20 protein-coding genes and 2 pseudogenes are annotated in these 23,142 nt (G+C 60.3%); 12 read left to right on the top strand and 10 right to left on the bottom strand.

The genetic code is table 11. The features are described 5' to 3' along the window. Window positions 1-2 precede the first annotated feature (2 nt). Window positions 3-1,292 carry an ATP-binding protein gene (locus CCGE531_RS20375; protein ID WP_120667270.1) on the top strand — a complete coding sequence of 430 codons (1,290 nt, stop codon included), beginning with the start codon at window positions 3-5 and terminating at the stop codon, window positions 1,290-1,292. 12 nt (window positions 1,293-1,304) lie between these two features. Here CCGE531_RS20375 and CCGE531_RS20370 read toward each other — a convergent pair whose 3' ends face one another. From CCGE531_RS20370 to CCGE531_RS20355, 4 genes are read right to left on the bottom strand one after another with little or no spacing between them, the layout of a single operon-like run. Beyond that, on the bottom strand, window positions 1,305-2,525 hold the full coding sequence (locus CCGE531_RS20370) for an alpha/beta hydrolase (protein WP_245459323.1): 1,221 nt from the start codon (window positions 2,523-2,525) through the stop codon (window positions 1,305-1,307). 12 nt (window positions 2,526-2,537) lie between these two features. Continuing rightward, complete coding sequence (locus CCGE531_RS20365; RefSeq protein ID WP_120667268.1) at window positions 2,538-5,588, bottom strand: efflux RND transporter permease subunit; 3,051 nt, start codon at window positions 5,586-5,588, stop codon at window positions 2,538-2,540. Between the two features lie 12 nt (window positions 5,589-5,600). Then, window positions 5,601-6,671 (bottom strand): efflux RND transporter periplasmic adaptor subunit, encoded by a 1,071-nt coding sequence (locus CCGE531_RS20360; RefSeq protein ID WP_120667266.1) that lies wholly within the window; start codon window positions 6,669-6,671, stop codon window positions 5,601-5,603. Beyond that, window positions 6,668-7,744, bottom strand: a complete 1,077-nt coding sequence (locus CCGE531_RS20355) for an efflux RND transporter periplasmic adaptor subunit (protein ID WP_120667264.1) — start codon at window positions 7,742-7,744, stop codon at window positions 6,668-6,670. Before CCGE531_RS20355 ends, CCGE531_RS20360 begins: the two co-directional genes overlap by 4 nt. Before the next feature lie 104 nt (window positions 7,745-7,848). Here CCGE531_RS20355 and CCGE531_RS20350 point away from each other — a divergent pair, with 104 nt between their 5' ends. Then, a complete protein-coding gene (locus CCGE531_RS20350) occupies window positions 7,849-8,466 on the top strand; it encodes a TetR/AcrR family transcriptional regulator (protein ID WP_120667262.1) in 618 nt (205 codons plus the stop codon). Window positions 8,467-8,527: 61 nt separating this feature from the next. On the opposite strand, the pseudogene CCGE531_RS20345 reads toward CCGE531_RS20350, so the two are convergent. From CCGE531_RS20345 to CCGE531_RS20330, 4 genes and pseudogenes are all read right to left on the bottom strand, one after another. Next, window positions 8,528-8,701: pseudogene (locus CCGE531_RS20345) on the bottom strand (molybdopterin-binding protein); the annotation flags it as partial. Beyond that, a pseudogene (locus tag CCGE531_RS20340) lies at window positions 8,698-9,551 on the bottom strand (cytochrome b/b6 domain-containing protein). The pseudogenes CCGE531_RS20340 and CCGE531_RS20345, both read right to left, overlap by 4 nt. Before the next feature lie 106 nt (window positions 9,552-9,657). Next, window positions 9,658-10,287, bottom strand: coding sequence for a hypothetical protein (locus CCGE531_RS20335; protein WP_120667260.1), 630 nt, complete (start codon window positions 10,285-10,287; stop codon window positions 9,658-9,660). A 76-nt stretch (window positions 10,288-10,363) separates the two neighbouring features. Further along, on the bottom strand, window positions 10,364-10,954 hold the full coding sequence (locus tag CCGE531_RS20330) for a TetR/AcrR family transcriptional regulator (protein ID WP_120667258.1): 591 nt from the start codon (window positions 10,952-10,954) through the stop codon (window positions 10,364-10,366). 389 nt (window positions 10,955-11,343) lie between these two features. Here CCGE531_RS20330 and CCGE531_RS20325 point away from each other — a divergent pair, with 389 nt between their 5' ends. Genes CCGE531_RS20325 through CCGE531_RS20310 form a run of 4 tightly spaced genes read left to right on the top strand, consistent with a single transcriptional unit; the run spans window position 11,344 to window position 13,619 of the window. Next, a complete protein-coding gene (locus CCGE531_RS20325; RefSeq protein WP_120667256.1) occupies window positions 11,344-11,727 on the top strand; it encodes a hypothetical protein in 384 nt (127 codons plus the stop codon). Further along, the gene (locus CCGE531_RS20320) at window positions 11,724-12,941 is read left to right on the top strand and encodes an Nramp family divalent metal transporter (RefSeq protein WP_120667254.1); all 1,218 of its coding nucleotides are present in this window, start codon (window positions 11,724-11,726) and stop codon (window positions 12,939-12,941) included. The genes CCGE531_RS20325 and CCGE531_RS20320 overlap by 4 nt, the downstream gene beginning before the upstream one ends. 1 nt (window position 12,942) lies before the next feature. Beyond that, window positions 12,943-13,308, top strand: a complete 366-nt coding sequence (locus tag CCGE531_RS20315; RefSeq protein ID WP_120667252.1) for a hypothetical protein — start codon at window positions 12,943-12,945, stop codon at window positions 13,306-13,308. Next, window positions 13,305-13,619 (top strand): PRC-barrel domain containing protein, encoded by a 315-nt coding sequence (locus CCGE531_RS20310; protein ID WP_120667251.1) that lies wholly within the window; start codon window positions 13,305-13,307, stop codon window positions 13,617-13,619. Before CCGE531_RS20315 ends, CCGE531_RS20310 begins: the two co-directional genes overlap by 4 nt. A 152-nt stretch (window positions 13,620-13,771) precedes the next feature. Here the strand turns inward: CCGE531_RS20310 and CCGE531_RS20305 are convergent, their stop codons facing one another. Continuing rightward, window positions 13,772-14,500, bottom strand: coding sequence for a GntR family transcriptional regulator (locus CCGE531_RS20305; RefSeq protein WP_120667249.1), 729 nt, complete (start codon window positions 14,498-14,500; stop codon window positions 13,772-13,774). Window positions 14,501-14,685: 185 nt separating this feature from the next. Between CCGE531_RS20305 and CCGE531_RS20300 the strand changes: the two genes are divergently transcribed. The 5 genes from CCGE531_RS20300 (at window position 14,686) to CCGE531_RS20280 (ending at window position 19,709) form a co-directional block, all read left to right on the top strand. Continuing rightward, window positions 14,686-15,672: an ABC transporter substrate-binding protein gene (locus CCGE531_RS20300; RefSeq protein ID WP_120667247.1), complete on the top strand. Its 987-nt coding sequence runs from the start codon at window positions 14,686-14,688 to the stop codon at window positions 15,670-15,672. Window positions 15,673-15,863: 191 nt separating this feature from the next. Continuing rightward, entirely contained in the window at window positions 15,864-16,643 is a 780-nt protein-coding gene (locus CCGE531_RS20295) for an ABC transporter ATP-binding protein (RefSeq protein WP_120667246.1), read from the top strand. A 7-nt stretch (window positions 16,644-16,650) separates the two neighbouring features. Further along, window positions 16,651-17,574 carry an ABC transporter permease gene (locus tag CCGE531_RS20290; RefSeq protein ID WP_120669228.1) on the top strand — a complete coding sequence of 308 codons (924 nt, stop codon included), beginning with the start codon at window positions 16,651-16,653 and terminating at the stop codon, window positions 17,572-17,574. A 19-nt stretch (window positions 17,575-17,593) separates the two neighbouring features. After that, window positions 17,594-18,841: a kynureninase gene (gene kynU / locus CCGE531_RS20285; protein ID WP_120667245.1), complete on the top strand. Its 1,248-nt coding sequence runs from the start codon at window positions 17,594-17,596 to the stop codon at window positions 18,839-18,841. A gap of 37 nt (window positions 18,842-18,878) precedes the next feature. Continuing rightward, window positions 18,879-19,709, top strand: a complete 831-nt coding sequence (locus CCGE531_RS20280) for an alpha/beta hydrolase (RefSeq protein ID WP_120667243.1) — start codon at window positions 18,879-18,881, stop codon at window positions 19,707-19,709. A gap of 61 nt (window positions 19,710-19,770) precedes the next feature. On the opposite strand, the gene CCGE531_RS20275 is transcribed toward CCGE531_RS20280, so the two are convergent. Beyond that, window positions 19,771-20,202 (bottom strand): glyoxalase/bleomycin resistance/extradiol dioxygenase family protein, encoded by a 432-nt coding sequence (locus CCGE531_RS20275; RefSeq protein WP_120667241.1) that lies wholly within the window; start codon window positions 20,200-20,202, stop codon window positions 19,771-19,773. A gap of 408 nt (window positions 20,203-20,610) precedes the next feature. On the opposite strand from CCGE531_RS20275, the gene CCGE531_RS20265 reads away from it, so the two are divergent. Continuing rightward, entirely contained in the window at window positions 20,611-23,079 is a 2,469-nt protein-coding gene (locus tag CCGE531_RS20265) for a glycoside hydrolase family 2 protein (protein WP_120667239.1), read from the top strand. Window positions 23,080-23,142: the final 63 nt, after the last annotated feature.

The following is a 23,142-nucleotide window of genomic DNA, read 5'->3' as shown; positions in this document are numbered from 1 at the left end:
CCATGCCCAAGCTCTTCTGGAAGTTCTTCATGATTATCTGGCTGACGCTTGCAGCAACCGTCAGCATCGTCATTATCACAGTGAAGCTCATTCAAGCGGTTCCCTTCGCGCATGAACTGGAACAGGATCGGCGGACGCTTCTCGTCAACCTTGCCGCAAACATCCTGATTGAGGATAGCGAAGACGCCGCCCGGCGTTTCGTGTTCACGAGCGAAAAGACGCAGCCGCTTGGCCTTTCCATGTCGAAGAGTTCCAGCGCCAACGCCTGCCCGCAGGGAAACACGACCGATGCACGTTCTGTCTCAAGGGATGGGAGTTGCTACCGAATTTTCGTGACGACGCCGATGCGTTTCACCTTTGAAATCTTCGCTCCATTCCTGCCATGGCTCACGATCCTGATATCGAGCACGATATCGGCGGGCGCGCTCGCCCGATACCTCATTCGCCCCGTCGTTCATCTGCGCGACGGCCTGAGCGCGCTCGCACATGGCCGCTTCGACTTCCGCATCGGCGACAAGATGGCGGGACGCACGGACGAAGTTACGGCGCTCGCGCATGACTTCGATTCCAGTGCCGCGCGGCTGCAGGAATTTCAGGATGCACAGCAGCAGTTGTTTCACGACGTCTCCCATGAATTGCGTTCGCCGCTATCCCGCCTGCAGGCCGTCGTGGGCGTCCTGCGGCAAAACCCGGCGAAACTCGACGTCATGCTGGACCGAGCGGACCGGGAGGTCGAACGCCTCGATGTGCTGGTGGGCGAAATCCTGACGCTTGCCAGGCTGACCGCCGGCTCGAGCATACCGCTGAAAACCCAATCCCTCGATGTCATCGAACTTCTGAACGAAATCCTGGGCGACGCGGATTTCGAGGCGCAGTCACGGGAGATCTCGATCACCACCAGTGTCGGCGGCACATTCCCGGCGGAAGTCGAGGGCGAATTGATCTATAGGGCACTTGAAAACGTCGTGCGGAACGCCGTCAAATACACCGCCGCTCAAAGCCGAATAACCGTATCTTGCGAAGCGAAATCCGACCTGCTTACCATCCGCGTCACCGATCAAGGGCCAGGGGTCGGGCGGGATGAGCTGGACCGCATCTTCCAGCCGTTTTCGCGCGGCAACGACGCCGTAACGAGAGGCGGATACGGCCTTGGCCTTGCAATCACCTGCCAGGCGATCGAGCGCCACGGCGGGCGCGTGTTCGCATCGTTGCCCACTGCCGGCGGCCTCGCCGTCACCCTCGAAATCCCTCGAAAGCCGATGGGCCACGGCGGGGCTGGTGATCGGATCTAAGAGTTTCCAACATCAATAAGAAACTCGCCCATCGACGATAGGCGACGGGCCAGAGGAAAATTGCTGCTTCAGCACCTGCCTTGCATCATCGCTGACAATCGACATGGGCGCTGCGACCGCGACTTTCGCTGCCGATCCCGCCAGGTCCGCCGTTCGGACGGCCGCCATGCCGACGCGGTCCGCAAGCGAGACTTGCCCGGTATCCAACGACTGTCCCGCCAGCCGCCGTCCAAGCAGCTGGACTGTATCGCGATTGTCCGCAAATGTATTATGGCCCAGCGCATCGTCCGCTTTGACGGAACTTGTATCGATGACCGTGATCCCGAGCTTGGCCAAATCCGCGGCATAGGGCGTCGAATCGAAGCCGCCGACGCGACTGACGCCACCGGATAGCCATTGCGAAACCTGCAGCGCCTTATCCCTTGTCGAGGAAAAGATCGTGAAATGCGGACGTTGCGGCCCCATCTCGATCATCTGCCGGCGAAATACGTCGATATCGATGTCGGGTGATGCCAAGATGACGTTCTTCACCTTTGCCGGAATTGCCTTGTTGCGCATGGCAACGCCACGCAACGCTTCCGCCGTCAGCCAGGATCCCATGGAATGCGCGAGAATCGTCACCTCGCCGACATCCGGACTCCTGGCCGATTGCAGGATCAGATCCTCCAGCGCTCGCCTTGAGAAATTCGTGCTCTCCTTATCGTAGAGATAATCGAAGACCTTGCCGCGCGAGGGCCAGGTGAAGAGGATCGGCGCAGCATCCGTTCCGGAATCATGCATGATCTGGGCGAAGCGAAAGACCGCGTCGGAATAGGTGTTGTTGAAGCCGTGCACGAAAATGACGACCTGCCGCTTGGCGTTGCGGTTCTTGTTGAACCATTCGAAAATGTTGCGCTCGGACGCGACCCCTCCGACCTTCGTAACAGCGAATTCCTTCGCGGGATTGGCCGGCACATGCGATGGCCACTGCACTTCGCCGATTTTACGATTTCGATCCGGAGGAATGGAAACGACGATATCGTTGAAGGATATCGCCGTTCCGCGCTCGCCGGAATAGAGCTCGCCCGGTTTGTCGGTCGGACGGCGGGTGGTGGCCACCATCATGTCCACGGTGCTCGTGCCTGGCATGGCGGCCGCGAGGGGCTCGAGAACATTCTCCAGCCGCCCCGCACAACCCGCCAATACCGATAGAACCATCAGAACGGCGAAGCCCCTTCGTCCAAGCTGTGACATGGGTTGCCCTCTTCAGTGTTGCGCGCTGTCGCGGGGAATTCGGAACCAGGCAACATACAAGGCTGGGAGGAAGAGCAGCGTCAGGACCGTACCGACGACAATGCCGCCCATCATCGCATAAGCCATCGGCCCCCAGAATATCTCCCGGGAGATCGGGATCAGCGCGAGCGTCGCAGCCGCCGCCGTCAGCATGATGGGCCGCATCCGGTGCTCCGTCGCCTCGATGACGGCTTGCCAGGGCGGTACACCCTCGCTTCGAAGGTGTTCGATCTGCACGATGAGGATCACCGAGTTGCGGATCAGAATGCCAATCAGCGCCAAGACGCCCAGGATCGCAACAAACCCCAGCGGCGCATTGCTGAGCAACAAGGCCGCGACAACGCCGATCAACGCCAATGGCGCGACGGCAAAGACCAGGAACAGCCTGCTGAAGCTTTGCAACTGGATCATCAGGATCGTCGCCATGATGAACAACATGAGCGGCGCTACCGCCACGATCGGGCCCTGCGCTTTTGCGCTTTCCTCGACCGAACCGCCGTCGACGATGTGGTAGCCGCTTGGAAGGCTCTTGCGGAACTCGTCGACTTTCGGCTGCAGTTCGTTGACAACAGTCGCCGGCTGCGTCGATCCGGCGACCGCAGCCTTGATGGTGATGGTCGGTATACGCGTCCGGCGCCAAATCGTTGGCTGCTCCAATTCATAGTGGAAATTCGCAACGGCGGACAATGGCACGGACTTGCCATTGGAGCCGGCAAGCTGAAGGTTTTGCAGCGTTTCGATCGAGCCTCGCTCGGAGGTTTCGGCGCGGCCGATCACATCGACGAGATAGATGTCATCCCGGATCTGCGTCGCCGCCGATCCCTCGACGATGCTGTTCAGCGCCGTTGCAATGTCCTGCGACGAGACACCCAGTTGCCGTGCCTTATCCTGAAGGACATCGACCTTGACGACTCGTGACGGCTCGTTCCAGTCGAACGTCATGTTGGACAGCAAGCGATGCTGACCGACGATGCCTGCGAATTGCTGGGCAATGTCCCGGACCTTCTGGATACTCGGGCCGCTGATCCGATATTGTACCGGCTTGCCGACCGGGGGGCCGATATCGAGCAGCTTCACGAACGCGTCGGTGCCGGGGAAGGTCTTCGTCAGATAATCCTGCAGTTCGGCTTTAACCTTGTCGCGAACGTCGAGCCCCTTGGTGACGATCACCGTCTGCCCGAAGGAGACATCGGGTGTCTGCACATCAAAGGATAGGATGAAGCGAGGCGCGCCCTGGCCGACATAGCTCGTCCAATGATCGATGTCCTTGTTGTTGGCCAGCATCTCGCGCTCGAACCTGGCCATCTGCTTGTTCGTCTCTGAAATCGAGCTGTTCTGCGGCAGGTTCCAGTCGACGATCAGCTCCGGTCTGTCGGAGGAAGGGAAAAACTGCTGTTGCACCAGGCTCATTCCGCCAATGGAAAGGGCGAAGGTTGCAACAGTGGCACCAATCGTAATCCAGCGCCAGCGCAGGGCCACGCCCAGGAGCCATGCGAAGGCCCGTGCAAAACGGCCCTTCTGCTCATGATGCGATTTCATGGATTTCGGAAGGATCGTCACGCCGAGCAGCGGCGTGAACAGCACAGCAACCACCCAGGAAACCAGGAGCGAAACGGCGATGACCACGAAGAGAGTGAAGGTGAATTCACCGGCGGCGCTGGTATTGAGGCCGACGGGGATAAAGCCTGCAACCGTTACGAGCGTACCGGTCAGCATCGGGAAGGCGGTCGACGTATAAACATATGTCGCCGCTTTTCTCAGATCATCGCCCACCTCCAATCGGGCAACCATCATCTCCACGGCGATCATCGCGTCGTCGACCAGGAGGCCAAGGGCGATAATCAGCGCCCCAAGCGAAATACGCTGCATCGAAATGCCGGTATAGGCCATGACGAGGAAGGTGATCGCCAGCACGAGCGGAATGGAGATGGCAACCACGAGCCCCGCCCGAACGCCGAGGCTGATGAAGCTGATCGCAAGCACGATGACGATCGCCTCGAACAGCGCGCGCGTGAAGCCCGACACGGCTTCGTCGACGACGGCGGGCTGATCGGATACGCGCTGGACATCGACGCCGATGGGAAGATCGGCCGTGACCTGTTCAATCTCCTTGTCGAGCGCCTTGCCGAACTCAAGCAGATTTGCCCCGGTCTTCATGCCGATGGCAAGCCCGACGGCCGGCTGGCCGTTAAATCTGAACAGCGACGAGGGAGGATCCACATAGCCCCGCTTGATCGTCGCGACATCGGTCAACGGAAAGAAGCGGTCGTTGACACGAAGATTGATCGATCGAAGGCTCTCCTCGGACGTGAACTGGCCACTGACCCGCAGGGCGATGCGCTCGGGACCGGCATCGACGAAACCGGATTGGGTGACGGCATTCTGCGCCTGCAGCGTGTCGATGACGGACTGCTGGTTCAGCCCGAGCGCTGCGATCTTTCGCGTCGAAAATTCGAGATAGATGGCCTCGTCCTGTGCGCCGATAATGTCCACCTTGCCGATATTAGGAACCGTCAGCACTTTTGCGCGCGCATCCTCGACCAGATCGCGAAGCTGGCGCTGTGTCAGCCCGTCGCTGGTAAAGGCGTAAATATTGCCGTAGACGTCGCCGAAGCTGTCATTGAAAAACGGTCCGACGACACCGCTTGGGAAATTCCCCTTGATGTCGCCAATCATGTTGCGGACCCGCATCCAGATGGCATTGACATCCTTGGCTTTGGTCGTCGGCAGAAGTTCGACAAAAATGGTCGTCTGGCCGGCAACCGTCTCGCTCTTGGTATAGTCGAGCGAATCCAGCTCCTCGAGCTTCTTTTCGATGCGATCGGTGACCTGCTTGGTCACTTCTTCGGCCGATGCGCCGGGCCATTGCGCCTGAATGATCATCGTCTTGATGGTGAAGGCGGGATCTTCCTCGCGACCTAGACCGATATAGGAAAAGGCGCCGGCCAGAATGAAGACGATCATGAAGTACCAGACGAGCGAACGATGTTCGAGCGCCCAGTCGGACAGGTTGAATTTTTTCACGGGGGTCTTTCCTTAATCTACCCTGACGGCCTGGCCGTCGGCAAGCTTGTGAACGCCGGCAACGACGATGCGTTCGCCAGGGCTGATGCCTTCTGCGATCTTCACGGAACCGCCCTCGACGAGGTCCCCGTCGATCTTGATCGCGCGAATGGAAACCTTGTGAGCCGTGGTATCGACCACCCAGACGTTCGGCCTTCCGTCTTTCATCAGGACGGATGAAGAGGGCAGCAGGATCATCGGATCTGCAACAACGGTCGCGGTTGCGGTGACGACAGAGCCTAGGCGGAACGCCGCCGGTGGATCGATGAGCATGATTTTCGTGCGTCGCGTGCGGGTCGTCGCCTCGGCTTCCGGGGCGATCTCCCTGACGACACCACTCGCGCGGATGCTCGGATCCAGCTGGAGGGCGACCTCAAAGGGCGACCCAAGCTTAAGACCGTCGAAGCTGGCGACAGGTATATCGATGATGACATCGCGCTGGTCGGGCCGGGCAACGGTGGCAATGCTCTGGCCCGCCGACACGACCTGGCCCACCTCGGCTGAAGTGGCCGTCACGACGCCGTCGAATTCCGCCTTCAGCTGCGTGTAGCCCAGCTGCTCTTCGGCCTTGTCCAAATTGGCCTGTGCCTTGGCAACAGAGGCATTGGCGCTTTTGCGCTCAAGTTCCGCCTCTTCGTAGGCCGCTTCACTTCCCGATCTGCTCTCGAGCAGGGACCGCTGGCGCTCTTCGGTGGATGCGGCATTCGCCAACTGCGCCTGCGCATTCGAAAGCTCGGATTGCGAGCTCTTGACCGCAAGCTCCAGCGACAGCGGATCGATGGCGGCAACGACATCGCCCTTTTTGACGATGTCGCCGACGCTGACCTTGCGCGCTATAACCCGCCCCAGGACCCGAAATGCGAGCTGGGTCTCGATCTTGGCCTCGACCGTCCCCGGCAGGGTCAGCGCGGAAGCCGCGGTGGACTTGACGACAACGGAAAGCACGGGACGCGCCGGCTCGTAATGGGCTTCCTCCTGTTTCTGGCAGGACGTCAGCAGCAATGAGCCGAAGATCGCAAGGCCGGCTGTGATACGGATATTCATTTTGCAGCTCCCTTGTCGTATGTGACGGCCTGGCCTGATCGCAAGAATTTCGTGCCGTCGACGACGACGATTTCGCCCGGAGATACGCCCGTCCGCACAGCGAAGCGGCCGGTCTCATAGCCGGAGACATCGATCTGGCGCAGCGACACGTTCGATGAAGCGGGATCGATGATCCAAACGGCCGGCTTGCCGCTCTTTGAGGCCATTGCCGACCATGGCAATTCGATTGCGTCCCGCGCGGTGGACCGAAACAAGCCGACCACCGGAGCGCCAAGCTGCATGTCTGGTGCCGCTTCGAGACCGACCTTGACCCTGATCGTTCCGGTCGACGCATCGATCGTGGGCGAGATTTCGCGCACGGAAGCCTCCATCCTGTGAGATGGTGCCGAAAGGGGACTGACAGCGACCTGGTTTTCAAGATTTCGCCCGAGATAGAGGGATTCGAAGACGTTGAAGACAGCGTCCCGGGGGCCGTCATGCGCAAGTGTGAAGACCAGCTGTGCGGCTTGCGCGACCTGCCCCACTTCTGCGTTTCTGGCGGTGATGACGCCATCGGCATCGGCGCGCAGCTCCGTATAGGAGAGCGCGTCTTGTGCCGTGTCGAGTTGAGCTTGCGCCGACTTCACGCTTCCCTGGGCAGTCAATAGCGTTTCCTGGGCCTGATCGAGCGCGGCGCGTGTCGTCACCTGCGTCTTGAAGAGATTCTGCTGGCGGTCGAACGCCAATTGGGCCTGCGTTTGCTGCGCGAGCGCTGACTGCAAGTTCGCGGTGGCAACATCGAGATCGGCCTTCTGTTCTTCGGCGTCCATGCGCGCAAGCACCTGCCCGGCCTTCACCGATGTCCCGACGTCGACCAGACGCTCGACAATGCGTCCGCTGACCCTGAAAGACAGGTCGCTTTCGACGCGGGCACTCACCTCGCCGGTGATGGCGTTGTTTTCGACGACCGGCGTGACCTTGGCCACGACAGCCTCGACGTTCTTTGGCTTTGTCTCACTCTCGGCCTGCTTTTCGCATGAGGACAGCGCGACCGCGCTCGCACCCAGCCATGCGATGACAAGGATAGTTTTCATGATTTGACCTCTTGCATCCGTTGGCGAGACGAATATTATTGACTGACCCATTAGTCAATTGAATTATCTTGACGTCGAACCGTCAATAACGCTCAAGGTGGAACATGACCGATCTAAAAAAGCTGACGCGCGCGGAGCAAAAGGCCCGCCGCCCCGTGCAGATCCTGGATGCCGCGTTTGAAGAGTTCGTCGAGCGCGGCTATGTCGCCACGCGCGTCGAGGATATCGCCAGCAGGGTCGGAGTTACGAAGGGAACCGTCTATGTTTACTTCGAGACGAAGGAACAGCTTTTCGAAGCGATGATCCGGCACATTTCCGAGCCTCTCGAAAATCTCTTGGCAAGTGCAAATGAGCTGAAAGGGACCGCCACGGAGCGGCTTCAGGGAAATATCGAACTCATCTACGATCTCATAATCAGGGATCGCAAATTGCGGGAGCTGATGAGGTTCGTCATTGCCGAAGGTTCGCGATTCCCGCAGATCGTCGATCGGCACCACGACATATTTATCGAGCCTCTCGAGCGTCAAATGCAGGCCCTTATCGACGACGGGATAAGCCTTGGGGAATTCCGGCCGGCGCCGGCTGCGTTCGGCGATGCAATCGTGGCGCCCGCCATCGCCTTTCTATTCTTCAAGCTCCTTTTCGACGAGCGCCGGACTCTCGACAGAACCACCTATCTGCAAGCGCATATTGATCTTGTCATGCACGGACTGCTGACATGATCCATCGCTCTTGCTGAAGAAAAGACTGGCAGGCTTAAAGCAATTCCAGGAAAAGTGGCCAAGCATCACGCCCCTGCAGCAGCCTTTGGGTTTTCATCGTCAGCTGTTCGGCTGAACGAAGAACCGTGGCGACGTCGGTGTTTTGCTCCAAGAGGTCGCAGCCGGGAAGAGCGAGCGCACCGGCACCGAGCGTGCTGCCAATCAGGAACCGGCGGCGGGTAAAAAGCTGGCTCATGAGTTCGGACCTTCTTCCCGGATTGCATAGCGGCCGGTGATCATCGAGCGCATGTTGTTCCAAGGCCCCGACAGCACGACCATCGCGATATGAACGACGACGAACAGCACCAGAAGCGATGCGGTGACGAAGTGGATGGTTCGAGCCGATTGGCGCCCGCCAAAGACATCGGCCAGCGCAGGGAACGCGGCGTCGATGCCGGGCGACATGGTCAGGCCCGTGAGGATCATGAGGGGCAGAAGGACAATAATCACGGCGAGATATGTCAGCTTCTGAAGTGCGTTATAACGCTTGGCCTCCTCGCCTTTCGGAAAGCGAAGGCGAGCATGGTCGAGAACTTCGTGCCACAGATGACGCGGCGAAAGCTCTCTTACCGTCGGCGCGAGATCTCGCCTGAAATGGCCGCTCAGGACACTGAAGCCGAGATAGAGGATGCCGTTGACAAGAAACAGCCAGGCAAAGAAGAAGTGCCAGCGGCGTCCAACCGCAAGATCCTGAAACGACGGTATGGTGGCCCAACTCGGAAAAGCCCGCTCAGTGCGCTCACCCGCGACGTCCGAAACGCCGAGAACACCGGTCGTCGCAAATTGCACGCCTGCGATACGCACGAAACCGCGCGTATCGTCTTTTTGTCCCTCGGAGCCTATCGTCAGGACTGCGGGTTCGCCGTCAGCACCGTATGGCCCCAGTACAATTCGGGATGGGCGTTGAAGATCTGCAGCCCGCTCAACAGGAGGAAACTCAAGCACAGCGCGTTCAGCCAGTGGGTGAAGCGTGTGATGAGGGAGTGGCGGCGGATGAAGATCGTCCGGGGAGATTGAAGGTTGTCGATGCTGGCATTCTCGTTCACGACGGTGTCCTCCGTCTTGGAATCCAAGGGCCTTAGATCAGACGGCGTTGTGTGATGGTCGCCGGTCGAACCGGTTAGGCGGCCGATCCGACCGACGACGACGTGGTTACATGGGCGGAACCACGCCATTCTTTCCGACGAGAATCTGATGGGCCATCGGGCCGGTCGCAGCCTTCTCGGCCGGGATGAAGACAATGGCACCGGGAATGAGATCATCCTTGGTCGCCGGCGCAAAGGTCACGACGGGGGTGCCGTCCGGGATAGAGATCTTCTTTTCCTTGCCATGATAGGAGACGGTGACTGTCCGGCCATCGACGCCTTTAACGGCATCCGCCACGGTAGCATTGGTCATGCTGCTGTTGGGCTTAAGGTCCCAACCGTAACTGCCCTCACCCGCACCTTTCAACGCCGGCGGGAAGATGAGCACTTCAAGAGCCCCGTCACCGCCGCCTTCTTTCGGCGAGGACGCGATGCCGACGAAGTCGCCGGGCTTGATGTCAGTTACCTTTGCGTTTGCGACGCTCGAAACTTTCCAGCCGTCAGCGAGCGCGACGTCGAGGGTCTTTCCTTCGCGCGTCTTCACCTTGAGAGTAGAGCCGGCGTAGTTGACGATGCGGCCTCGGACATGGACCTGTTCGGCCTTCATATCGTCGGCATAGGCGGACGAGACTAGAGCCGTCGCCGAGGAGATGCTGGACAGCCCCAGCACGAGCGCGGGGAGAATGATCTTGATCATGTTGATATCTTCCTACTAGTTGGTAGTTTTTCGAGGTACAGTTTTGCTCGGGGCGGGTTCGTTCCGCCCCGAGCTTTTATCGAGCGACCATCGGAGACAGTCGCTGCAAGGTGGGCGCCAGAATGGTGGCGAACACTTCAGGCTCTCCATAAGCTCGCGCCGAGAGCATGGCTCCATGGACCGAAGCCATGAATATCTCGGCCTCAACCTTGGGTTCGCTTGAGAGCTTCAAGGTTCCGTCCTTGGCGCCACGTTCCATGATGGAGGTCAGCCATGTCGAGATGAAGCGGAAGAAGGCTTTCACCTCAACCGCGACTTCTGGCGGCAACGCCGGCAGTTCACTCGCAAGCAGGGCGCAAACGCAGAAAGGCCTGCTTGCATCCTCAATGCACTTCGACCAGTGGCCGGCATAGGTCTTGAGAAGCTCGGAGGCATTCTGCACGTTGCTCTGGAGGACCGCCACACCCACCTCGGCTTCCTCGCGATATCGAATAACAAGCGTGCGGACCAAGTCGGTCTTGCTCGGAAAGTGGTGATGGATGCTGGCCTTGCGGATCCCGACCACGTCAGCGATATCGGCATAGCTGAAGCCGTTGTATCCTCCGCTCATGATCAGCGTCCGCGCGGACGCCAGAATTTCGTCGGATGTCGTCAAAAGGTTGCTCATACATCTTGCCTACCTTCCAGTAGGAAGATCGTCAAGCGCGAAAGTGAAAATTCTTAATCTTTCTTCGTTTGAGCAAAATGAACGCGGCTTGACGCGGCATGCGCGATCCATCCGCAAGCATCGTGCGGCAACGGCTTCCAAACATGTCGGCGAGTGAGGGTGACGGCGATCGCACCTGACCGGGATGCTCAACACCATCGAGGGCTTCTGCGCCTCCTCCCCGTGCAAAATCGTAGTCGGAAGGCGCGGGAGCCTGACAATTGCCAGCCATACACGGAGCCGCGATCGTCCAGGCGCCGGTCGAGCGCCGCCCATATTGGAACTCACGCGCCTCCATTTGATTATATTAGAGATATCGAGCTTGAGCGGCATTCCATGAGGACCTTGCTGTGAAATTTTTCATCATCGCCCTGCTGCTTGTGAGCATGGCCTCCTGCTCGGATGGACGACAACAAACCGAACGCCAAATTCGTGCGGTACTTTCATGGAGTGCAACGGCAGACATGGTCTTGGAAGCACGGGCGAAAATGCTTGTGCCGAACAGCTTTAGCGCACTGACGATGGAGCGCTGCGCAACCAAGATCGGCAGCCTGTCGAAGGAACTCCCGGCATCTCCCCGGTATTTGGCCGCCGTGGCCGGCCGGCTGGTGATAATCATCGGCGCGGCGCACGACGATATCGTCAATGGCCGGACAGAGACGATTGCACGACATCTTGAGGATTTGCGGGGCGTCGAAGCCGAATTGAAAGCCGGCTCCCGAGCAGCGCAATGAAAAAATTGTTGCAGATATCGCTGGGCATCATCACGAGCATCGGCGGCTTTCTTGAAACGGGAAATATCGCGACCTCCAGCCAGGCGGGCGCAGCCTATGGATACGCGCCTCTCTGGGCCATCGTGCTCGGCACCATCTGCGTGATTTTCCTCGTTGAAATGTCGGGGCGCTTCGCGATCGCCAGCCATTACACGATCGTCGACGGAATTCGAGACCGCTTCGGCTCCAACATTTTTCTTCTGACCGTAACCATAGCATTCGTTGTCAATCTTCTCGTTCTTGCAGCCGAGATCGGCGGCATATCGCTTGCGCTGCAGTTTCTGACCGGGGTGAAATTTTCGTGGTGGTCACTTCCGGTGACATTTGCCGTTTGGCTGTTGCTCTGGCGAGGCACGTTCGGTCTCATCGAGAACGGCATGTCGTCCCTGGGGCTGCTGGCGCTCTCCTTCGTCGTCGCGGTGTTCGTCATGGGTCCGCCATGGGGCGAAGCCGTCAAAGGCGTGGTGCCGATGCTGCCGAGCGAGGATCCGCTGCATTATAGTTTCATCGTCGTCGGAATTTTGGGCGCGGTCATCTCTCCCTATCTCTTCTACTTCTACTCCTCGGGCGCCATAGAAGACGGGTGGGACAAGAGCTACTTCGGCACCAATCGCGCGATCGCAATCATCGGCATGAGTTTCGGCGCAATCATCACCGCCGCCATCATGGTGCTGGCCGCGATGATCTATCCTTCCAAAGGGGTCGGAGACATCGAAGGATATGAGCAGATCGCCATGATCCTCACGCCCGCCTTCGGAAAATGGGGGCTTTATCTCTTCGCAGCATCACTCGGGATCACCTGCTTTGGCGCCGCCCTCGAGGTGAGTCTGGCGCAGGCCTATCTGGTTGCGCAGGGCTTCGGATGGAATTGGTCGGAAAACACCAAACCGAAAGACCATCCCGCCTTCTGCCTCGTCTATACCGCTTCGCTTCTGATTGCCATGATCCCGATCGTCGTCGGCATGGATCCTCTCCAGCTCACCATCTTTTCGATGGCGCTCACCGCGCTCAGCCTGCCGTTCGGCGTGGTTCCCTTCCTCATCCTGATGAATGACCCGACCTATGTGGGCGAGCACAGAAATGGCTGGATCAGCAATGCCGCCGTCATCTTCATCGTCGCGATGGCTTTTCTACTCTCGATTGTAACCACACCGCTCGAAATCCTGGGAGGCTGACATGTATCTTGTCCGCGATATTCTCGATAAGCAGGTCGTCGATCGCCGGCAGGCTCGTATCGGAAAAGTCGACGGCATCGTGCTTACGACCGAAGATGGCGGCCGGCTCAAGATCGCCTTCATCGAAATGGGCACATCGACGCTGGTGCGAAGACTGAGCCGGCGGCTGTATGGCTGGATGCTCGCCCTTTCCCCACAAGTGCGGGCGGGTGACGGTTGGCGTCCCTATCGGATCCCATGGTCGAAAATCACGAATGTGGGTGTCGATATCGAAGCCGATGTCGACAATAGCGAGACGCCGTTCGGACAGGCACAGGAATGGCTGAGACGACACATCTTCAGCCGCATTCCGGGAGGACGGTCATGACGGAGATTCACCTGGAACTCCTGCTCGGAGCGCAGATTCATGACATAGATGACCGGCCGATCGGGCGGCTGGAAGAGATCAAAGCGGAAGCCGCGGGAAAAGATTTCGTCGTCGTCGAATATCACCTCGGAGTTCTGGGCTTGCTCGAGAGATTATCGGCAACGACGATCGGCCATACCATTTTGCGCCCCTTCGGCTTCAAGGAGCGGCCGAGCGGTCATATCGTGCCATGGGACAAGCTCGATTTGACGGATACCACCCATCTGAAACTCAGATGCACCGCCGCCGAACTCGACGCGCGACCTCGATGAACATGCGCATTGGCTCTGGTGAAACTGACGGCCGATGCTTGATTGCCAATTATCAGCCCTTAGGCCGGCTGAAAAAGACGATCGAAGTCCGACCGTACGAGATATCGGCCATCCTTCATGGCGCAAGCACGCATGATCGCGCCTCGCTGGCGCTACCCGGCCTTATCCTCCGAGCGGATATAGACCTGCAATGTGTAGCCGATATGCTCCGTCATCAGCGCCTTGGCGCGTTCGAGATCGCGGTCGAGGGCGGCCTCCATCAGCGCCGTGTGATGTTCGATCGCCATCGCGTCCTTGAGCGCCGCCACCGCCTTCTCATAACCGGCGGAAAGGCCGGCGGTGGCGCGCTGCGTCGGCGCCAGACCGAGGAAACGGTGGTGACGACGAAGTTGATCCGTGATGGTGGACTGGAAGCGTTTGAGCCAATTTGATGTCGCAGCGCTTACCAGCGCGGCATGGAAGGCGGAATGCTTCTCATCCCACTCATCGGCTATCTCCTCGGAAGCGGAATCCGGCACGATCTTGCAGCGCGACAGGCGGTAGTGCGCTGTCACGACGGCAGATTCCCAATCCGGACCGCCTTTCTCGATCGATTCCATGAACAGCGGCAGTTCGATGACCATTCGCGCGCGCATCAGGTCTTCCAGCTCCGCCCTGGAAACAGGGGCGACCGCGAAGCCGCGATTGCTGACGGCCGTCACCAGCTTCTCGGCTTCCAGCCGCGACAGGGCCTCGCGGAGCGGAGTCCAGCCGACGCCATAGGCCTCCCGCAATGCGCCGAGCCGCAAGGATGCGCCAGGCCTAAGCTTCGTATTGAGGATATCGCGTCGCAACAGCCAATAGGCCGCCTCGGTCTTGCTCAACGGATCCGTGTCCTGCATGCCGCCTGTCCCATCCTCCGCAAAGCCCGGATTATATATAAAACTCCCAAATACGGAAATATATATATCAAAGGCATGGATAGTGCATATCATATATCTGAATTTGACAGGCTTGCAGCAGTCGCTATGATCCCCTGCAAGAGAGCCGAAGGAACACGGCTCCTTGTCACATCCGGGAGGAAAATATGCTGAGATCTACATCCAAATGGCTGTCCGGCCTCGTGGTCGCCGGCGCCGTCGTGGCCAGTGCCGCCGCCGCTTCGGCCGAAACCATCAAGATCGCCATCGCCAATTTCGGCGAACATCCGCAGCTCAATGCTTCGATCGCCGGCTTCAAGAAGGCGCTCGCCGACAACGGCTTCGTCGAAGGCAAGGATGTCGTCTACTCCGAGAGCAACACGAGCTTCGACGCGTCGCTCGTGCCGCAGATGATCGCCAAGCTGCAGTCCGAACATCCGAAGCTGATGTATACGGTCACGACTCCCGTCTCGCAGATCGCCAAAAAGGCGCTCGCCGGCTCCGGCATTCCGATCGTCTTCACAGCCGTCACCGATCCGGTCGCCGCCAAGCTTGTTCCTTCGTGGGACTCGGGTGACGTAGGCATCACTGGCTCGAGCGACCTGCAGGATATCTCGGCGATCCTGACCTTCACCAAGAAGCTGCTGCCGAATGCCAAGCGCCTTGGCGTGCCCTATAATCCGGGCGAAGCCAATGACGTCGCACTGATCGACAAGGTCAAGGCGGCCGCTCCAGCCGCCGGCTTCGAAGTGGTCCCCGTCGGCGTCGACAACGTCAACGACATCCAGCAGCGCATCGCATCGCTCGCCGGCAAGGCGGACGTTATCTATACGCCCGCTTCCAACCTGCTGCAGCCGGCAATCCCGGCCGTTGCCGCCGCTGCCCGCCAGGCACAGATCCCGATCGTCAATTCCGACGACGCCGCGGTCCGCAATGGCGTCGTGCCGGCAAGCTTTGCCGTCAACTACGAGCAGGTCGGTGAAAATGCCGGCAAGATCGCCGCGCAGATCCTTAAAGGTGCCGATCCGAAGACGATCAAGCCCTCCGTTCCGGCCTATGAGGACCACGCGCCGCTGATCAACAAGACCGTGCTGAAGGCATTCGGCGCCGAAGTGCCGGCTTCGCTTGCCGATTGCAATTGCTTCACGAAGTGATAGGCGGCATCTTCTACTGCATAATTCCTTAAATCGACATCGATTTAAGGATAAAATTATGCAGCAGATTTAAAGTGCTACAGCGACCTTTGCGCGTCACATGTGACGCGCGGCGCTGTAGGGTCAATCCGATCCGTGGCGGCGTCAAGGACGCCGCCATTTTATAACCCTATACTGCAGGGGAGGCACGGATGCTCGATATCAAATCCGCGCGCAAGGTTTTCTACAGAGGCCAGCCCGACGAAAAGGTCGCGCTCAACGGCCTGACACTCTCCCTCAAGGCTGGCGAATTCGGCGTCGTCATCGGCTCGAACGGCGCCGGCAAGAGCAGCATGCTGAACGCGATTTCCGGCGCTCTCAGCCTCGATTCCGGTCAGATCCTCATCAATGGCGCCGACGTCACGGGAATGCCGGTCCACAAGCGCGCCGCGCGCCTCGCCCGCGTGTTCCAGGATCCGATGAAGGGAACCGCCGCCAGTATGACCGTCGGCGAAAACATGCTCCTGGCGGAGCTGCGCGGCAAGAGCCGTGGATTTCGCCCCGGCCTGAATGCCGCCCGTCTCGTCGCCTACAAGGAGCGCCTCGCCGTTCTCGGCCTCGGCCTGGAGAACCGGCTGGATACCAAGGTCGAGCTGCTTTCCGGCGGCCAGCGTCAATCGCTGTCGCTCATCATGGCGGTCGGCGGTTCGCCCGACGTCCTGCTGCTCGATGAACATACCGCGGCGCTCGATCCGCGCACGGCCGATATCGTCATGCAGGCGACGGTGCGCACCGTCGAGGCGCTGAAGCTGACGACATTGATGGTGACGCACAACATGCAGCACGCCGTCGATTTCGGCGACAGCATCATCATGCTCGATGCCGGCCGCGTGCATCTCGAAATTGCCGGGGAAGGCAAGCGGCGCATCACCGTGCCCGAGCTGATCGGCCACTTCGCCGTCAAGACCGACCGAATGCTGCTGGTGAGCTGACATCATGATGGATTTCATTCAGACAACCGCTTCAAGCTTCGTCTCGCTCATTCCCGTCACCCTGGCGCAGAGCTTCATTCTGAGCTTCGTCGTCCTCGGCATCATGATCCCCTTCCGGATGCTGAGCTTTCCGGACCTGACCAGCGAAGGCGCATTTCCGCTCGGCGGCTGCGTCTGCGGCGTTTTGCTTGCTGCCGGCGTCGCGCCGCCGCTCGCGATCGCCGTCGCTTTCGTCGTCGGGCTGGCCGCCGGCTGCTGTACGGCGATCATCCATCTGCGCTTCCGCATTCATACGCTGCTTGCCGGCATCCTGATGTCGACCATGCTTTACAGCATCAATCTCGGCATCATGGGCAAATCGAACCTCTCCGTCTTCGGCTCGCCGACGGTATTCGACTGGGTGCCCTTCACAACTCCCGGCTTTCCTGCCAGCAAGATCGTCATTGCCGGCCTGCTCGCTCTCATCGTGTTGATCGCCCTCAATCTCTATTTCAAGACGGAAAAGGGCACGGCCATGCGCGCCGTCGGCTCCAATCCCGACATGGCCGAGGCGCAGGGCATCAATGTCTGGGCCGCAACCATCGGCGGCGTCGGCATCGCCAGCGCCTTTTCCGCCGCCGGCGGCGCGCTGATGGTCCAGTCGCAGGGCTTTGCCGACGTCAACATGGGCATCGGTATCCTGATCAACGGGCTTGCCGCCCTGATGATCGGCGAAGCCTTCACCGGCAAGCAGACGGTGCTCAGACAGTTGCTGGCGCCCTTCGTCGGCTCGATCATCTACTACCAGCTCGTCTCGCTCTGTCTTGCCGCCGGCATGCCGCCGCCGAACCTGAAGCTCGCGACCGGCCTCTTCGTGCTCATCATGCTGGCGCTGCCGAGCATCCGCCGCAGCCGCGGCGGAGCGGCCACCCGAGAAACCATTCGCGAATAAGTTTACGAGGCAACGACCTATGGACAGCCTTCCCGATCTCGCGTCCGTCGAGGCCATGGACGAGGCCGACCCGCTGCGCGCCTTTCGCAGCCGCTTTGCCCTGCCGGCCGGCGTCATCTACCTCGACGGCAATTCGCTCGGCGCGGCATCGCACGAGGTCTTTGCCGAAGTGCGCCAGGCCGCCATGGAGGAATGGGGCAACGGATTGATCCGCAGCTGGAACAGCGCCGGATGGTTTCATCTGCCGCTCGATCTTGGCGACCGTATCGGCCGGTTGATCGGCGCCGCCGAAGGCCAGACCGTCGTCACCGACTCGACGTCGATCAACATCTATAAAACTCTGCATGCAGCACTTGCGATGCGGCCCGGCCGCAATGTCATCGTTGCGGAGGGCGATAGTTTCCCCACCGACCTTTACATGGCGGAGGGCGTGGTTTCGACGCGCCCTGGCCTGACGCTCCGCCTCGAGGGTCGCGATGCCGACACCATCGAGGAGCTGATCGACGACAGCGTCGCCGTGGTCCTCGTCAATCATGTCAACTACAAGAGCGGCGAGCTGCGCGACATGGCGGCGCTGACGAAGCGCATTCAGGCGGCGGGCGCGCTGGTCATCTGGGATCTGTGCCATAGCGCCGGCGCCCTGCCCGTGGATCTCGACGATGCGGACGCCGATTTCGCCGTGGGCTGCACCTACAAATATCTGAATGGCGGCCCGGGCGCGCCGGCCTTCATCTATGCGGCGCAGCGTCATCATGCGTCGATTGTCCAGCCGCTCAGCGGCTGGTGGAGCCATGCCCGCCCCTTCGCCTTCGAACAGGGCTTTGACGGCGATGCCGGCATCAAGCGTTTTCTCTGCGGCACGCAGCCGATCCTGTCGCTGCGAGCGCTGAAGGGTGCCTTGGCCATCTGGGACGAAGTGGACATGAAGGCCTTGCGCGCGAAAAGCATCGCGCTCACCGAGCTCTTCATCCGGTTGGTCGAAGCCAAATGCGGCCAATATGACGTCGAGCTGGAGACGACGCGCGACAGCGACAAGCGCGGCAGCCAGGTATCCTTCATCCATAGCAATGCCTACGAGGTCATGCAGGCGCTGATCGAGCGCGGCGTCATCGGCGACTTCCGGGCGCCTTCGACCCTGCGCTTCGGCTTCACGCCGCTTTACGTCGGCTATCGCGACGTCTGGCGGGCGGTGACGGTGCTGGAGGAAATCCTGAGCAGCGGATCGTGGCAGGATGCGCGCTTTGCCGTGCGTTCGGCGGTAACCTGAGCCGCAGAGGTCGGTAGCCGGAAAGAGGGAGCAGGGCATGAGCTATTTCAAGGTCACCGATTGGGAGAGCGCCTATACCAACGGCGCCTATATCGTCGACGGTGACAGATGGCCGGCGGCCTGGGCCGAGCCGGCCAGGGCTTTCCGCGAGAAGCTGGCGGCGGCGGGGCGGGTGAAGCTCGATCTCGCCTATGGTCCTGCTGAGCGCAATCGCTTCGACCTCTTCCTGCCCGAAGGCCAGCCGAAGGGATTGGTGGTTTTCGTCCATGGCGGCTACTGGCTGCAACTGGACAAAAGCTATTGGTCGCACCTCGCCGCCGGCTCAATTGCGACCGGTTATGTCGTGGCGATCCCCTCCTACACACTTTGCCCGGAAAATCGCATCGGCGGGATCGGCAGGGAGATCGCAGCCGCAATCAAGTCAGCGGCCGAGATGGTCGGCGGCCCAATCATCCTGACAGGGCATTCGGCCGGCGGTCAGCTTGTCGCCCGCATGATGACGGTGACATCGCCGCTTGACGAGGCGATTCGCGAGCGCATCCGCCACGTTCTCGCCATTTCCGGCCTTCACGACCTGCGCCCGATCATGAAGCGCGCCATGAACGAGCAGCTTCGCATCGATAACATTGAGGCACGCGCCGAAAGTCCGGCCCTGCTGGAGCCGGTCGAGGCCGTCCGCCTCACCTGCTGGGTCGGGGGTGCCGAGCGCGCCGAATTCATCCGCCAGAATGCGCTCCTCGCCAATATCTGGACCGGACTCGGCGCGGCAACGGAGGTCGTGGTCGAGCCCGACAAGCATCATTACTCGGTCCTGGACGGCCTTATCGACGCCGGACATCCACTGACGCGAACCCTACTTGCGGAATAGCAGTCTTCCGTTACCCCAGGAATATGCCCTCGACACTATTCAAGCCGAGGGCATTATATTGTCAGCTTTCGACGGGTGCATTCATCGCCCAGCAAACGCCGAAGGGATCGCGGAGCTGGCCCCAACGATCGCCCCAGAACATGACCTGTGGCTCGACGACGACCTCGGCCCCGGCATCGACGGCGCGCTTCCACCAGCTGTCGAGGTCATCGACGACGAGCTGCATCACGAAAGACTGCGGCTTCTCCAGTGCATGGCCGTACTCCGGAAAGGCGTCACCGAGCATGACAGAACTGCCATTGATGTAGAGATGGATATGCATGGTCCGGCCTTTTTCGTCGACCGGAAACATAAAGGCTTCCTCAGCACCGAAGGCGCGCTTGTAGAATTCGGCAGCCTTCGTGGCGCCGTCCACCGTCAGATAAGCCACCACGCCACCGTGAACCGGGACGCGGGGCTGCTGGGATTGCGATTGTTCTGTTGCATCGGTCATGTTCGTCTCCTTGGGAACGGTTCTGCATATCCGCCCTTATCGATGGGCTGTCTCAAGGACGTTGGCCGATCACGACTTCCGACAATGGCAGTTGAAGTTTTTTGCTTTTCTGAGCCCAGCCCCATTCAGCCCTCTCGCGGGTCATCCGTGCACCGGCCTTCGGTCATCAGAGCCTGTCACAAGTCTATGGCATTCCGCCGCCATTGTTGCAGCGGCTCATGGAGGCGGGCAAGCGCTCTCGCAAGGCCATCGACAGCGCCTATAATGAATCTCGATAGATCATCAAGGCGTTGATACAACGCGACCGAATCGCCTAGGTCTATCGCATGAACCGCCATCTGCAGGCAGGCCGGCAATTCATCACGCCAAAGGCTGTTTGAGACATCCATTTCATAACGGACGCATGACATGAAAAGACAGACGCTCGACACCGGCTGGACCCTCTCGCGCCTTCGCGCACCCTCGAGCGCACCGGCCCTGCCCAATTCCACCCCCGCCGCCGTGCCGGGCAACGTGCATCTCGACCTGATGGCGGCCCAGCTGATTACCGATCCCTATCTCGACGTCAACGAGATCTCGCAGGATTGGATCGGCCGCTCCGCCTGGCGCTATCGTCTGGCCTTCGACTGGGACGCAGAGGACGCCGAGCGCATCGACCTTGCCTGCCTCGGCCTCGACACGGCAGCGCGCCTGGAACTGAATGGCGCGCCCCTCGGCGAAACCCGCAACATGCATCGCAGCTATCGCTTCGATATCGCCGACCGCCTGAAAAACGGCCGCAACGAATTGATCGTCGATTTCCAATCGGCCTACGAGCACGGCGAGGAGGTGCGCAAGCAGCTCGGCAGCGCCGCCGATATCCCCCAGAATTATCCCGGCCCGAGCAATCTCATCCGCAAGATGGCCTGCAATTTCGGCTGGGACTGGGGTCCGACGGTCGTCACCTCGGGCATCTGGAAGCCGATCCTCATCGAGAGCTGGTCGAAGGCGCGTCTTGGCGGCATCCGCCCGGAAATCACGCTGCAAGGCAGCCAGGGCGTCGCACGCCTGCATGTCGAGATCGAATGGGCGGAAAAGGGCACGGATAGCGTGGCACTCGTATTGTCCATCGGCGGCAAGCGCGCGGAAGTCCGCGTCGCGCAAGGGGAGACCCATGCGCTGATCGAGTGCCGTATCGACAATCCCCAGGTCTGGTGGCCGCATGGAATGGGCGGCCAGCCGCTTTACGACATCGACCTGCAGTTGCTCGGCTCGGACGGCGCGGCGCTCGACGGCTGGAAGCGGCGCGTCGGTTTCCGCTCCGTGCGGCTGGATACGACGCCGGATGAGATCGGCTCTGCCTTCACACTCGTCGTCAACGACGTTCCGGTCTTTGCCCGAGGCGCCAACTGGATCCCCGACGATTGCTTCCTGCCGCGCGTAACGCGCGAGCGCTATCGCGAGCGGATCGCCCAAGCCCGCGATGCCAACATGAACATGTTGCGCGTCTGGGGCGGCGGCATTTACGAGACCGATACGTTCTACGAAGAATGTGATGCCGCCGGCATCATGGTCTGGCAGGATTTCCTGTTTGCCTGCGCCACCTATCCCGAGGAAGAGCCCGTCTATAGCGAGATCGAGGCGGAAGCGCGCGAGGCAATCACAAGGCTGATGCCATACGCCTCGCTGGTCATCTGGAACGGCAACAACGAGAATATCTGGGGCTATTTCGACTGGGGCTGGCAGGATGTCCTCGGCAATCGCCCATGGGGCGCCGGCTACTATCTCGATCTGCTGCCGAAGCTGGTGGCCGAGATCGATCCGACCCGCCCCTATTGGGCGGGCAGCCCCTATTCCGGCTCCATGGAGATCGCGCCGAACGCGGACGAACACGGCTGCAAGCACATCTGGGATGTCTGGAACGAGGTGGGTTACGAGACCTACCGCAACTATATTCCCCGCTTCTGCTCCGAATTCGGATGGCAGGCGCCGCCGACCTTCGCGACGCTTACCCAATCTGTTCGCGAAAAGGATCGGGCCCCGGCCTCGCCGGGCGTGCTGCATCACCAGAAAGCAACGACCGGCAACGACAAGCTGCGGATGGGGCTGGAAGGCTGGTTTCCGCCGCCGGAAAATTTCGACGACTGGCTGTTCGTCACGCAGCTCAACCAGGCGCGCGCCATCAGCTACGGCATCGACCATATGCGCTCGCACCGGCCGACCTGCATGGGCACGATCGTCTGGCAGCTCAACGATTGCTGGCCGGTCACCTCCTGGGCGGCCATCGACGGCGCCGGCAGGAAGAAGCCGCTCTGGTACGCGCTGCGGCAGAGCTATGCGCCACATCGCCTCACCATCCAGCCGCGCGGCGATGGCCTGGCTGCGATAGCCGTCAATGACGCAAGCCTGTTCTGGCGCGTACCCTTCACCGTCGAGCGCTTCGACTTCAACGGCACGTTGCTTGCCCGCCATCACGTCTGGCGCATCCTTTGCGATCGCTTCGAGAATACCGACATCGAGATCCCGGCCGAGGTCGCGACCCCCGGTGATCCGCGCCGCGAATATCTGCGTGCGCGCCTCGGCGATGCCGAAGCCTGGTGGTTCTTCGAAAAGGATATGAAGCTGCAATATCCACAGCCCCGCTTCGACATCGAGAGCGCCCAGACGATTGACGGGATCACTGTCACCATCACGGCGCAGTCGTTCCTGCGCGATATCTGCCTGTTCGTCGACCGCATCAGCCCGAACGCCGAAGTCGACGACATGCTGGTCAATCTCGCGCCCGGCGAAAGCAGGACATTCAAGGTCAAAGGCATCTCCAAGGAGGCTTTCGACAATGCCGATCTGTCGGCAATCCTGCGCACGGCCAATGAGGTTGCCGAGCCCCGGCACCACTGAAACCGAGGACCGCGTCCGCCCGAAAGATCCGGCGCATCGCGCCGGATCAGCCCTCTTTTCGTC

This window comes from Rhizobium sp. CCGE531 (assembly GCF_003627795.1).
Lineage (GTDB): Bacteria > Pseudomonadota > Alphaproteobacteria > Rhizobiales > Rhizobiaceae > Rhizobium.
Note: the sequence above shows the minus strand (reverse complement) of the source record. Positions and strands in the feature narration are given on the sequence as shown.